Source organism: Actinophytocola gossypii (genome assembly GCF_025165815.1).
Taxonomy (GTDB): Bacteria; Actinomycetota; Actinomycetes; order Mycobacteriales; family Pseudonocardiaceae; genus Actinophytocola; species Actinophytocola gossypii.
This window is the reverse complement of the sequence record NZ_JAFFZE010000004.1, coordinates 208,222-220,839: the sequence shown is the minus strand read 5'-3', so window position 1 is coordinate 220,839 and position 12,618 is coordinate 208,222. Positions and strand designations below refer to the sequence as shown.

The 12,618-nt window shown below is 73.6% G+C and carries 12 protein-coding genes; 7 read left to right on the top strand and 5 right to left on the bottom strand.

Going from position 1 to position 12,618, the window contains the following annotated elements:
• The first annotated feature begins 83 nt into the window (after positions 1 to 83).
• Positions 84 to 686, top strand: coding sequence for a hypothetical protein (locus JT362_RS02295; RefSeq protein WP_260189301.1), 603 nt, complete (start codon positions 84 to 86; stop codon positions 684 to 686).
• A 10-nt stretch (positions 687 to 696) separates the two neighbouring features.
• Here JT362_RS02295 and JT362_RS02290 read toward each other — a convergent pair whose 3' ends face one another.
• Complete coding sequence (locus tag JT362_RS02290; protein ID WP_260189300.1) at positions 697 to 2,202, bottom strand: family 43 glycosylhydrolase; 1,506 nt, start codon at positions 2,200 to 2,202, stop codon at positions 697 to 699.
• Between the two features lie 326 nt (positions 2,203 to 2,528).
• Here JT362_RS02290 and mobA point away from each other — a divergent pair, with 326 nt between their 5' ends.
• Positions 2,529 to 3,338, top strand: a complete 810-nt coding sequence (gene mobA, locus JT362_RS02285) for a molybdenum cofactor guanylyltransferase (RefSeq protein ID WP_260189299.1) — start codon at positions 2,529 to 2,531, stop codon at positions 3,336 to 3,338.
• On the opposite strand, the gene JT362_RS02280 is transcribed toward mobA, so the two are convergent.
• Positions 3,335 to 4,282 (bottom strand): helix-turn-helix domain-containing protein, encoded by a 948-nt coding sequence (locus JT362_RS02280; RefSeq protein ID WP_260189298.1) that lies wholly within the window; start codon positions 4,280 to 4,282, stop codon positions 3,335 to 3,337. The two genes, mobA and JT362_RS02280, sit on opposite strands and share 4 nt — an antisense overlap.
• A 27-nt stretch (positions 4,283 to 4,309) precedes the next feature.
• Here JT362_RS02280 and JT362_RS02275 point away from each other — a divergent pair, with 27 nt between their 5' ends.
• Together JT362_RS02275 and JT362_RS02270 are read left to right on the top strand one after the other, a co-directional pair.
• The gene (locus JT362_RS02275; RefSeq protein WP_260189297.1) at positions 4,310 to 4,504 is read left to right on the top strand and encodes a hypothetical protein; all 195 of its coding nucleotides are present in this window, start codon (positions 4,310 to 4,312) and stop codon (positions 4,502 to 4,504) included.
• Between the two features lie 40 nt (positions 4,505 to 4,544).
• Positions 4,545 to 5,036, top strand: coding sequence for a hypothetical protein (locus JT362_RS02270; protein WP_260189296.1), 492 nt, complete (start codon positions 4,545 to 4,547; stop codon positions 5,034 to 5,036).
• 1 nt (position 5,037) lies between these two features.
• Here the strand turns inward: JT362_RS02270 and JT362_RS02265 are convergent, their stop codons facing one another.
• Entirely contained in the window at positions 5,038 to 5,688 is a 651-nt protein-coding gene (locus JT362_RS02265; RefSeq protein WP_260189295.1) for a dienelactone hydrolase family protein, read from the bottom strand.
• Positions 5,689 to 5,925: 237 nt separating this feature from the next.
• Here JT362_RS02265 and JT362_RS02260 point away from each other — a divergent pair, with 237 nt between their 5' ends.
• Positions 5,926 to 7,089 (top strand): sugar phosphate isomerase/epimerase family protein, encoded by a 1,164-nt coding sequence (locus JT362_RS02260; RefSeq protein ID WP_260189294.1) that lies wholly within the window; start codon positions 5,926 to 5,928, stop codon positions 7,087 to 7,089.
• A gap of 3 nt (positions 7,090 to 7,092) precedes the next feature.
• Here the strand turns inward: JT362_RS02260 and JT362_RS02255 are convergent, their stop codons facing one another.
• Positions 7,093 to 9,228, bottom strand: coding sequence for a non-ribosomal peptide synthetase (locus JT362_RS02255; RefSeq protein ID WP_260189293.1), 2,136 nt, complete (start codon positions 9,226 to 9,228; stop codon positions 7,093 to 7,095).
• Positions 9,225 to 9,995, bottom strand: coding sequence for a thioesterase II family protein (locus JT362_RS02250; protein ID WP_260189292.1), 771 nt, complete (start codon positions 9,993 to 9,995; stop codon positions 9,225 to 9,227). Before JT362_RS02250 ends, JT362_RS02255 begins: the two co-directional genes overlap by 4 nt.
• 175 nt (positions 9,996 to 10,170) lie before the next feature.
• On the opposite strand from JT362_RS02250, the gene JT362_RS02245 reads away from it, so the two are divergent.
• Together JT362_RS02245 and JT362_RS02240 are read left to right on the top strand one after the other, a co-directional pair.
• Positions 10,171 to 11,223: a hypothetical protein gene (locus JT362_RS02245; protein ID WP_260189291.1), complete on the top strand. Its 1,053-nt coding sequence runs from the start codon at positions 10,171 to 10,173 to the stop codon at positions 11,221 to 11,223.
• Positions 11,220 to 12,608 (top strand): DUF6002 family protein, encoded by a 1,389-nt coding sequence (locus tag JT362_RS02240; protein ID WP_260189290.1) that lies wholly within the window; start codon positions 11,220 to 11,222, stop codon positions 12,606 to 12,608. Before JT362_RS02245 ends, JT362_RS02240 begins: the two co-directional genes overlap by 4 nt.
• The last annotated feature ends 10 nt before the right edge of the window (positions 12,609 to 12,618 follow it).

Below are 12,618 nucleotides of genomic sequence, written 5' to 3'. Positions count from 1 at the left end.
GGTGTCCCTCACATGGATGACGAAATCCGCTCCGTAACGGGAACTACCGTGTGTCGCCGCTGTCCCAACACACTGGAGGCCCCGTGACCGCGTCGACCGATCCCCAGCCGCCCGAGACCGAAAAGGACACCCACGGAGACACCGAACCGGACACCGGGCCGGGCACCGAAACGGACGCCCGCCCGCGTGCCCGTCGCCGCCCGCCGGCCTGGCTCCTCGGCGCCGGCGCCGTACTGGTGGTGATCGTCGCGGTGGCCCTGCTGCGCGGCGGCGAGGACGAGCCTCGGCCGACTGACCTGACCACGCCGGAGGGCGCGGCCGAGGCGTTCGCCCAGGCCGCTGCCGCCGGCGACGTCGACGGCCTGCTCGCCGTGACCTGCCTGGGGGACAACGGCTGCGCGGCCGAACACGGCGGCGGCGCCAACCCCGAGCAGATCAGCGCCGCCAAGAAGGTCATCGCCGACAACGTGCGGGAGATCGGCAGCCGGTTCGGCTACGCCGAGTTCACCCCGGCCCGCCCGGGCGCCGAGCCAGGCACCCGGGCGGTCGACTACCGCCTGCCCGGCATGCCGGAGAACGAGCGGCACTACCTGATCTTCGTCGAGTACCAGGACCGCTGGCTCTACATCGCGACCGGCGGCGGCGCCGAGGCGACCACCCCGGCGCCGGCCAAGCCGACGAGCTGACCTCCGTCGCCTAGCGGTCGGCCGGGCGGACCGAGAAGTCGTCGAACGTGGCGCCGGTGTCGAAGACCCGTACCCCGTTCGCACCCGTCGCGTAGGTGTCGTCGGTGACGCTGATCCTCGGGGTGCGCATGTCGTCGACGTACACCTCGATCCGGTCGCCGACCGCGGTGACGCGGAGGTGGTGGGTCCGGCCGGGGGAGACGCGGACCCGCTCGGAGGCGAGTTCCGTCCAGCCGCCGTCGGCGCGGCCGAGGACGACCCGGTCGTTCGCGCCGATGCCCGCGTAGTAGCCGGAGTAGCTGTCGGCGCCCACGGCCGGGTCGGTGGCACGGAAGACCACGCCCGCGTCACCCCGGTGCGAGGTGAGACGGACGTCGACGTCCTGGGTGAAGTCGCCGAAGTTGGTGTCCAGCAACGCCTTCCCGCCGGTCGACCGGTGGGCGCCAAGCCGCTCGGACCTGGCCGACCAGTTCCCGCCGTAGGTGTGCCAGCCCAGCGTGTTCCGGTCGGCGAAGTTGTCCTGGACCTTCATCGTGACCGGGGCGATCCTGCCGTCCTCGGTGAAGTGCATGCGGTCGTAGGCCACCTGCCGGACGTTGCCGTCGGTCTCGCTCAGCGGCCTGCGGTGGTAGAGGATGTACCAGATGTCGGTGCCGGGCACGTTGATCACCGAGTTGTGGCCGGAGCCGCGCGCGACCGCCGGGTCCTGTGCGAGCACCTCGGCCTCCTTGGTGAACGGCCCGACCGGCGAGTCGGCGATCGCGTAGGACACCGAGTAGTCCGGGCCGGTCCAGCCGCCCTCGGACCACATCAGGTAGTACCGGCCGTCCCGCTTGAACATCTGCGAGCCCTCGACGTACTCGGGCGCGGGCGTGATCTCGCGGAACGTGGTGCCGTCGTCGAACGTGCCAAGGCTGGTCATGTCCTCGTTGAGCTTGACGACGTTGGCGTGTCCCCAACCGCCGTAGTACATGTACGCCTGACCGTCGTCGTCGATGAAGACGTCCTGGTCGATCGGCTGGGCGCCGTTGTGGAACTGGGCGATCAGCGGGTGGCCGAGCGCGTCGCGGTAGGGGCCCTCCGGCCGGTCGGACACGGCGACGCCGATCCCGCCGAGCGCGTCGTCGCTCTGGATGTCGTTCGCGGCGAAGTACAGGTAGTACTTGCCGTTCCGCTCGATCGGCGCGGGCGCCCAGACGGCGTACTCGGCCCAGGAGACGTCCTCGGTGCTGAGCACCTTCTCGTGCTTGGTCCAGTTCACCAGGTCGGTGGAGGAGAAGGCGTCGAGGTAGGTCTGTTCGGCGTAGACCTTCGAGGTCGTCGGGAAGACCCAGTAGGTGCCGTCGTAGATCGCCACGTCCGGGTCGGCGTAGTAGCCGTCGAAGATCGGGTTGCCCGCCTCGGAGGTGGTGTAGTCCGGAACCCCGCGGTCAGCGGCGGCCGAGGGGAGAACGGTTCCGCACACGAACAGGGCGGCCACCGCGGCCGCGGCGAGGCGTGTCACACGGGTTGTCATCGTTGGCGACTCCGAGTTTCGTGCGCGTGCGGGCACCTGAGACCGGTGGGGACGGCCCAGCCTCCGCAAACGCGGTTCAACAACAACGAACATCTTCCCGCAAAACTCTGCACGAGAACGGACATTCCGTCAACCCTCCGGCACATACCGTCATGGCGCGGTTCCGGTACAGCGCGCCGACAGCGCCGCCCGCATCCTGGACACCCTCGTCGCGGTGGACGCCGCGTCGGCCGACCGCCGGTTCGTCACCCGTTCGTCCGGCCGGCGGTCACCTACTTCGTCGAGGCGGAGGTCGATGGCGGGCTCAGCGCCGGACGAGCGGAATCGTGCCAACTAGGATCACGGACGTGACGGCGGCGGGCGTGGTGCTGGCCGGCGGGCGGTCCAGCCGGATGGGGGAGCCCAAGGCCGCCCTGGAGTGGCACGGCTCGACCCTGCTGTACCGGGCCGCCGCGATCCTCGCGCGCACGGTCGCGGGTCCGGTCGTCGTGGTGGCCGCGCCCGGTCAGGCCGTGCCGGAACTGCCCGGCGGTGTCGCCGTGGTCGAGGACCCGGTCGAGGGACGCGGACCGGTGCAGGGGCTCGCCGTCGGGCTCGCCGCGGTGGCCGACCGGGCCGACGCCGCGTTCGTGTGCTCGACCGACCTGCCGTTCCTGCACCCCGCGTTCGTGCGGCGGGTACTCCGGGAGCTGGACGCCTCGGTCGACGTGGTGCTGCCGGTGGCGCACGGGTACCGCCAGCCGCTCGCCGCCGCCTACCGCACCGGACTGGCCGGCCTGGCCGCCCGGCTCGCCGCCGGGGGCGACGCCCGGCCGGGCATGGTCTTCGAGCGCTGCGCGGTCACCCGGCTCGCGGACGCCGACCTGCTCGCCGACCCCGCGCTCGCCCGGCTCGACCCGGACCTGGACTCGGTGCTGAACGTCAACACCCCCGAGGACTACCGGGCCGCCCGCGACCGCGAGCCGCCCGAGATCGGTGTCGGGGGCGCCGGCACGGTCCCGGCCGCGACCCTCGGCGCGGCCGCCGACCACGCCGGGGTCGCCCTGGGCCGTGGCGTCGTCGAACTCAACGGCGACGAGGTCACCCCGGACGCCCGGATGCCGCTCGTCGCCGGGGACACGGTGACGTTCGGCTAGCGCGCGAGCCAGCCACGGCGCTGGGCGAGCGCGCCGGCCTGGAAGCGGGTCCGGGCGCCCAGCTCGTCGAGCAGCTCGCCCACCCGGCGGGTCACCGTGCGCGTGCTGACGCCCAGCTCGCGGGCGATCGTCTCGTCCTTCACGCCGGCGGCCAGCAGCGCCAGCAGGCCCGGGTCGGACGGGGCGTCGCCGTCCGGCTCCGGGATCAGCGGGGTGCCCTGCTCCCACAACAGCTCGAACAGCGCCACCAGCGCGTCCAGCAGTGCGCACGGGCGGATCACCAGAGCGCTCGCCACCATGTCCTCGAGCACCAGCGGCAGCAGCGCCACCCTCCGGTCGGCGATCGCGAGCTTCATCGGCACCCTCGGGTGCATCCGCGACTGCTCGCCGTGCTCGACCGCGCGGCGGGCGGCCGCCAGCGCGCCCGGGTACTCCAGTGACTCGGGCGCGTACAGCCCCCGCACCGCCAGGTGCTCACGCAGCCTGGTCGACACGTCCTCCTCCGACCGGGGCCCGTCGGCGGCGTAGGGCGGCCGGTCGAACACCATCAGCTCCCGCTCACAGCCCCGCACCAGCTGGGTGAACCGGTCGGCCACCGCCTGCTGGCCGACCAGGATCTCCAGCAGCTCGTCCGGCTGCTGCCCACGCTCGGCCACCTCCGCGGCCAGCGCGCGGGCGTCCCGCGCGACCGTGTCCAGCTCGGTGCGGCGGCGGGCGACCAGCAGGTCGATCGCGGTGTCCGGGCGGGCCGCGGTGAGCCGGACCGGGCGCCCGGGCAACCGGCTGACCAGGCCGAGCTCCTCCAGTTCGGCCACCGCCCGCCGGGCCGCCCGCTCGGACCGGTCCAGCTGCCGGGCGAGCGCGGGCGCGGTCCGTCCCGGCGACGCGAGCAGCGCCCGATACACGACCTCGGCGAACTCGGTGACGCCCAGTGCCTCCAGCATGGTCCTGGATACTGGCGGATACCGGACATGTCGACAACCTGCCAGCACGGCGACCGGGACTGCTCGATCGAGGAGGCCACCGAGCTGACGGTCGACCCGCACAACGAGATCGCCCGCGACTTCCAGCGGGCGCACCAGAACCCGCACCCGGTGGCGTCCCCGGAGCTGCAACGGCACGCCACGAGCCCCCGCTACCGCACGGTCAACGAATCAGCGGGGTGATCCGGGCGTTTCGGTGTGGCCCCGCCGGGCACCCGCCGACATGATGCGATCCGTTCTGCGCGGCGTGGCCGCCGGTGCCGCCGGCACCACGGCGCTGCACGCGGCCACCTACCTCGACATGGTCCTGCGCGGCCGGCCGGCGAGCACCACCCCGGAGGAGAGCGTGCGACGGCTCGCCGACACCACGGGCGTTCCGATTCCGGAGGAGGGCCGGGAGAACCGGGTCTCCGGTGCCGGCGCGCTGCTCGGCATCCTGTCCGGCCTGGCCGTCGGCGCCGGGTACGGCGTGGCCAGGGCGGCGGGCTGGCGGCCGGGTACCGCGACGGCCGCCGCGGCGACCACGATCGGCGCCATCGTCGGCTCGGCCGCGCCGATGACCGTGATGGGCGTGACCGACCCGAGGAAGTGGTCGGCGTCCGACTGGATGTCCGACGTCGTGCCGCACCTCGCCTACGGCTGGGTCACCGCCGCGACCTACGCCGCCATGACGCGCCGGCGCCGGCGCTGGCCGGCGACCACGTGGTCCCGATGACTCATGTCGCTCCGCCCGGCGCCAGGTGCCGTCCGAACCAGTCGGTGGCGAGTCCGGCGACCCGGTCCAGCGCACCCGGTTCCTCGAACAGGTGAGTGGCCCCCGGCACGATCTCCAGGTGCTTGCTCGCGCCCAGCCGGCTCATCGCGGCCTCGTTGAGCTCCAGCACCTGCTCGTCGAGCCCGCCGACGACCAGCAGCGTCGGAGCCTGGACCCGGGTGAGCGCGTCCCCGGCCAGGTCCGGGCGCCCGCCCCGGGAGACGACCGCGTGCACCGCGGCCGGGCGTTCCGCCGCGGCGACGAGCGCCGCCGCCGCGCCGGTGCTCGCGCCGAACAGGCCGAGCGGGTTGTTCCGCGTCGCGGGCTGGTCGGCGAGCCAGTCCACGGTCGCGGCGAGCCGGCCGGCGAGTAGCGGGATGTCGAACCGGAAGTCCCCGCGCCGCTCGTCCTCGGCGGTGAGCAGGTCGAGCAGCACGGTGCCGAGCCCGCCGTCGTGCAGCGCCCCGGCCACGCTCCGGTTCCTCGGACTGTGCCGGCCGCTGCCGCTGCCGTGCGCGAACACGACGACGCCGCTGTTGCGGCCGGGCAGCGCGAGGTGGGCGTCGAGCGGGCCGGTGTCCAGCGGGATCCGCACGTCCTCGTCGACGAACACCGCGTCCTCCTTCCCTCGGGGAGGAGGACGGATACCCGCGCCGGACGGTGGATACGCGAGGGACCGAACACCGGTGAGCAGCGCTCTGTGACCGGGCACGCGGAGTTTTGCATTCGATCGACAAAAGTATGTTCAATTTTGAATAAAGCGTGCCATACTCCTGGCGAAAGTCGCTCCCAGGTCCGCCCCGCGGACGGCCGCGGCGCGCCCTTGGCGACAGAAAGGTGCGCATCTTCGATGGAACACGACACCGACTCCGACCCGCAGCGCCGCGCCCCGTTCACCCGGCGTGACGTGTTCCGGGCCTCCGCCGGCGCCGCCGCCGTGCTCGGCGCGGCCGGCCTGCCCGTGCTGGCCACCGCCACCCCCGCTCTCGCCGAGCGGGGGCGCGGCCACGATGGCGGCCACGGCGGACATCACGGCCACCACGACCGGGATCGGTTGCGCGTCGAGCCGCTGATCCCCAGCCGCAACCGCGGCATCATCCTCTACAGCGTGCGCGACCGGATCACCGCGGCGCCGGACGACAGCGGGGTGCCGTACGGCTTCGAGCGGGTCCTCGCCCGGCTGGCCGAGATCGGCTACAAGGAGATCGAGTTCGCCGGCTACACGCAGAGCACCGAGATCCTCGGCCGGCAGATCACGCCGCGCGAGATCCGCCGGATCCTCGACGACAACGGCCTGGTCGCCAACGGGACGCACACCCAGATCAACCCGGAGACGTTCGAACAGCAGATGGACATCGCCGAGGAACTCGGCATGCGCAACATCGGCACCGGCGCCGACCCGACCAACAGCGCCTACGAGTCCGACTGGGACGAAGCCGCCGACACCTGGAACGAGCTCGGCCGCCGCGCCCGCCGCCGCGGCCTGCGGCTCTACACGCACAACCACGACAGCGCCTACAGCTTCATGCTCGACACCGGACCGCGCGACGGCGAGGGCAGGCCGACCCGATCCTCCGGCCGCCGGCGGCTCGAGTACTTCTTCGAGCGGACCGACCCGCGCTACGTGTTCTTCGAGATGGACATCTTCTGGGCCTATGTGGCCCGGTTCAAGCACCAGACCTACATCGACCGCTGGGGCAGGGAGCGCACCGACCTGTTCGACCCGATCCTGACCGTCGCGCCGCGCACCACCCGGTTCCCGCTGTTCCACGCCAAGGACGGCGACAAGAACCCCGAGGCGGGGAACGGCTACGACATGGTGCCGCTCGGCGTGGGCGACATCAACTTCCAGCAGTTCTTCCAGACCATCGGCGAGCAGGACTTCCACCACGCCAACTGGGAGCACGACGGCGCACCCGGTGGCAGCGAGGCCCCCGCCCAGTCCCTGGACTTCGCGGCGGTGAGCTACACCAACATGTCCGAGCTGACCATCTACCGGAGCGGACGGCGCTGACGCTCAGCGGATGGCGCGCCGGCGGGCCCGGCGCGCCATCCGCTCGGTGACCCGATCCACCTCCACCCGCTCCGCGACCGGGTCCAGGTGCGCGGCGAGGGCCGCGACCGTCGGATGCTCGTAGATCGCGGTCAGCGGGAAGTCCCGGTCCAGAGCGGCCCGCAGCCTCCGGTGCACGGTCGCCACGAGCAGCGAATGGCCGCCCAGGTCGAAGAACCGGTCGTGCCGGCCGATGTCGGCGCGACCGAGAACGTCCGCCCACACCCCGGCGACGACGTCGGCCACCGAGGTGCCGCCGGCCACCTCGACGGCGGCCGGGGCGGGCGGCGGACGACCGGCCAGCAGCGCGGCCGCGTCCACCTTGCCGGTCGGCGTGAGCGGCAGGTCCGGCACGGTCTCGACGGTCTCCGGCACCAGGTGGTCGGGCAGCCGCTCGCCGAGCCGGGCCCGCACGGCCGCCTGCGTCAGGTCCACACCGTCCGGCACGACGAACGCGCGCAGCAACTGCTCCTCGCCCCGCCGGTCCGGCACGACGGCGCAGCGCGCCACCCCGGGCAGCGCGCCGAGTGCCACCTCGACCTCGCCCGGTTCCACCCGGTAGCCGCGTACCTTGACCTGCCGGTCCCGGCGGCCCAGGTACTCCAGGCTCCCGTCCGGGCGCCGGCGCGCGAGGTCACCGGTGCGGTACCGGGGAACGCCCGCGTGGTCGGTGTCGAACCGCGCGGCCGCCTCCTCGGCCGGCGCCCAGTAGCCGGCGAGGAACTCGCTGCTCACCGCCATCTCGCCGGCCAGCGCCGACGGGGTGCCGTCCTCGGCGAGCAGGCCGACCCGGATCCCGTGCAGCGGCCGGCCGATCGGCACCACCGTCGGGGTGTCCCCGGTGGCCACCGGGACCGGGTGCTGCGCGGCGAAGCTGATCTCGGTCGCGCCGTAGCCGTTCACCAGCACCCCGTGCGCCGGCAGGTGCCGGCGGCAGCGTTCCAGGTCGGCGACCGTCACCGCCTCGCCGCCGAGCAGCACCGCCCGCAGGTCCGGCAGCGGCTCGGTGAGCCCGTCGAACAGGTACCGGAACACCGTCGGCGTCGAGTGGTACACGCTCACCCGGTCCCGCCGCAGCGCATCGGCGAGCCCGGCCAGGCCGACCTCGCGCACGTCCACCGGCACACAGCACGCGCCGGACAGCAGCGCGGAGAACGTGTCGGTGACCGCCATGTCGAAGCCGAACGAGGACACCACGCTGAGCCGGTCGTTCTGGGTGAGGCCGAAGTTGGTGCGGTGCAGGCGAACCTGGTGCAGCACGTTCCGGTGCCGCTGCACCACGCCCTTGGGCAGCCCGGTGGAGCCGCTGGTGTGCAGCACGTACGCCGCCGCGTCCGGCCCGGGCAGCGGCCGGTTCGGCCGGTCGGCGCGCTCCGGCGCGTCCGCCACGTCCAGCACCCGCGCCTCGGGGGCCAGCGCCTCGGCCAGCGCGCGGTGCGCGGCGGTGGTCAGCACGGCGGACACCCCGGCCTGGGTGCTCATCGCGGCCAGCCGGGGCGTGGGGTAGCGCGGGTCGAGCGGCACGTACACGCCGCCGACGGTCAGCGTGGCGAGGATCCCGGCTATCGTGCCGGCGCCGTGGTCGAGCAGCAGCCCCACCCGCTGTCCACTGTGGACGTCGACGAGCAGGTGCGCCAGGGCCGCGACCCGCGCGCCGAGTTCGCCGTAGGTCAGCGGGACACCGTGGTCGAGCACGGCGACCCGGTCCGGGTGCGCGGCGACGCCGGCCCAGAACAGCTCGGGGATCGAGTGGTCGACGCCGCCCGCCGGCTCGACCGGGCGCGGCCCGAGGTGTTCGGTCGCCGGTTCGGGCAGCAGCGCCTCGGGCGGGGTGTCCGGGGCGGCGCGCAGCCGGGCGAGCGCGGCGTCGAGGTCCTCGGCGATACAGCGCACCACCTCGGCGGGCAGCGTGGTGCCCGGGAACTCCAGCCTGGCCTGTCCGTCCACCACGGACAGTCGAGCGACCGCCGGAACTCCGCTCAGTGGCAGTGGTCCCGGGAAGTCCGGTTCGGACTCGTCGGTGAGCACGCGGACCGAGGCGACACCGCTGTAGCAGCGCAGCACCGCCGTCGCGGCGACAACGGTGGGGTCCTCGGTCACGGTGTCCGCGTGCCGAGCAGGTCGGCCATGATGACGCCGGCGATCCGGTCGACCTGCTCGTGCAGGAAGAAGTGGCCACCGGGCAGTGTGTGCAGGGTGAAGCCGGCGCTGGTGTGCGCCGTCCATCCATCCATCTTGGACAGCGGCGCGACCGGGTCGGACTCGCCGGCGAACGCCACCACCGGCACCGGGATCGGGTCCCCTGGCACGTACTCGTAGTCGTCCAGCCAGGTCAGGTCCGCCCGCAGCACCGGCAGGAACAGGTCGAGCAGGTCCGGTTCGGCGAGCAGTACCTCGGGCATCCCGCCGCCCGCGGTCAGCCGCTCGACCAACTCGTCGTCCGGGACCCGGGACACGCCGTCCAGCACGCTGCGTGACCGCTGGTCGGGCGGGATGATCCCGCTCGGATACAGCCGCACCGGCAGCGGCCGGCCGGCGCGGCGCAGCTCGCGGATCACCTCGAACCCGAGCCGTCCGCCCATCGAGTGCCCGAACAGCGCGTACGGCCGGCCGGCACCGACGACCGAGGCGATCACCGAGGCGACGGCGACCGGATCGACCTCGGGCCGCTCCCGGATCCGGTTCTCCCGGCCGGGCAGTCGAAGGGCCGTCACCTCGATCTCCGGTCCGAACGCGGCCGGCCACTCCCGGTAGGCGCTGGCCCCCGCGCCGGCGTAGGGCAGGCAGAACAGCTCGACCTCGGCGTCCGGTCGGGGAACGGCGCGGCTCAGCCACCGCTCGGCGGCGTCCTTGGTGGTTGCGGTCAATCGGGCTCCTCGGTCCACGTGCCGGACACGATAACCCGGCAGTCACGGACCAGGAGCGAACTTGGCGAAAGCTTCCCATTTGGACTTCTCCGTGGTTAGCATCCTGCCGCCTGGCAACCACCGATCGCTTGCGGAGGACCCTGTTTTGTTATCGAGCGGTAGACGGATCGCCGTCGTGGGTACCGGTCGGCTGGCCAGGTCCGTCTGCTACTCGCTCGCGGTCGAGTGCGCGGTTCCGGTGGAGGTGTTGGTACTCGGCCGAACGGCGGACAACGCCGCGGCCGTCTGCTTCGTCGCCAGCACCCGCGCGGCCGCGTCCGGGCGTCCCGTCCGGTTCGAACCCCGCACCGGCGACCTCGACGCCCTGCTCGCCGAACCAGACCTGGACGGGGTCCTGGTCTGCGCGTCCAGCCAGTCGCCGTGGGAGCGGCGCACCCGACCGTCGGCGTGGACCGAGCTGCTCGCCCGCGCCGGATTCGGCCTCACGCTCCCGTTCCAGGCCGCCCCGGCGCTGCGAGCCGGCCGCGCGCTCGCCGCCCGCACCCCACGGCCGTGGCTGCTCAACGCCTGCTTCCCGGACGCGGTGAACCCGCTGCTCGCCGCGCTCGGCGTGCCGGTGCTCGCCGGCATCGGCAACGTCGGTCTGCTCGCCGCCAGCGCCCAGGCCGCGCTCGGCCTGCCGGACCAGTCCCGGCTGCGGATGCTCGCCCACCACGTCCACCTGCACACCCCCGCGCCCGGCGTCGCCGAGGCACTGGCCTGGTGCGACGACACGCCGGTCGCCGACCCCGGCGCACTGCTCGCCGCCCAGCGCGCCACCGATCGCGCCGAGCTCAACCACGTCACCGGGCACACCGCCGCGCTGCTGATCACCGCGCTGCTCGCCGATACCCCGCTGGACACCCACCTGCCGGGCCCGAACGGCCTGCCTGGCGGCTACCCGGTGCGCCTGCACGGCACCGAACTCACGCTGCGCCTGCCGGCCGCGCTCGACGAGCCGGCGGCCGTGGCGTTCAACCAGCTGGCCGCCGCGGCCGACGGCGTCGTGGTGGATGCCGGCCGCGTGACGTTCGCACCGGACGCCGCGGGCGAGCTGGACCAGCTCGTCCCGGACCTCGCCACCGGGTTCCCGGTGGCCGATCTCGACTCGGCGACCGCCGAGCTCGGCGCGCTGCGCGACCGGCTGCGCGCCGAACCAGCCGGACGACCACAAGGGGTACCGGGGTGACCGTCACCGAACAGCCGACCGACCAGCCGGGAGTGGCCGAGGACACGGCCAACCTGCTCACCGACTTCTACGACCTGCTGCCGCACGCGATCGCCCGCTGCGTGCCGGACCCCGGCCCGGTGCTCGACGACCCGGCCGCGTTCTCCCCGGGCTTCGCGCTGCCGGAACTGGACCCGGCGGTGCGGGAGTTCCTCGCCGTCGCCACCGCGAGCTGGCGACCGCTCGGCGAGTACGCCGGGCACCGGCTGTCCCTGCTGGACCTCACCGGCAACCCCGGCACCGGCACCACCAAGACGTTCGCGTCGCTGCTGATCGTGGCTCGCGCGGTCGAGTACGTCCGCCGCACCGGCGAGCCGGTCGTGATCGTCTCGCCCACCTCGGCCAACAAGGGCGTCGCACTGCGGGACGCCGTGCTGCGGGCGATCGACGCCGGCCTGGTCACCCCCGACCAGCTCCGGATCGTGGTGCTGGCGCCGGTGTCCGCGCGGCACAAGCTCCGCGCCAGCCGGCTGTCCACCGACCCCGACCTGCGCGCGCTCAACCCGATGCTGCTGCACCGCGGCGCCAGGGCCGACAGCGTGAAGGCACTCGGCCGGGCCTACGTCGACGAGCACGCCGCCGCGCTGCGCGCCCGGGGCGTCAACCTGTGGTTCACCCTGGAACTGCGGAACTACCTGGTCGCCGACACCGCGCGCGCGTTCTTCGAGCACCGCGCTGATCCGACCGACGCCCCCGGCGCCAGGCCCCGGCTGCACGCGCACGCCGTGTCCAGCGCGTTCGGCCTGCTCGGCTACCACGAGGGCCGCGCGCTGCTGGAGGAACGCGGCGACGCGAGCCGCGCCACCCGGCCGGCGAGCCTGCTCGTGCAGCACCTCGGCACCCCCGACATGGTGATCAACCTGCGGCACGGCGACTTCGACCCGGCGCACCGGCCCGCCTACGCGGCCGACCCGGCGACCGGGCTGTTCCGGCAGGCCGCCGACCCGAGGTTCCCCGAGGTCACCTACGACCCCGAGGAGGTGCTGGACCCGACGTTCTACACCCGAGGCCCGGTCACCTCCCCGGCGATGAACGAGCTGATCGGCACGTTCGGCGGCGACGGCGTGGTCGTCTCGCTCGCCGAGTGCGTCGACCGGTACCCGCTGCTGCGCGGCATGCTCGGCGACCACCTGCCCGCCGACCTGCGCACGCTGCGCGAGTGGTCGCTGGCGATGGCGGCGACCGGCGTGCTGAACGCCGTCGACCGGGGACTGGTCGAGGAGGGCCGCGACATCGTCGTGCACGCCTCCGGCAGCTACACCACCGCGGACTACGAGCCGCTGGAGTCCGCCGCGACCACCGAGGTGGCCTCGGTCGAGGACGTCGCGGCGTCGGTACGCGTCTGAACAGCACGGC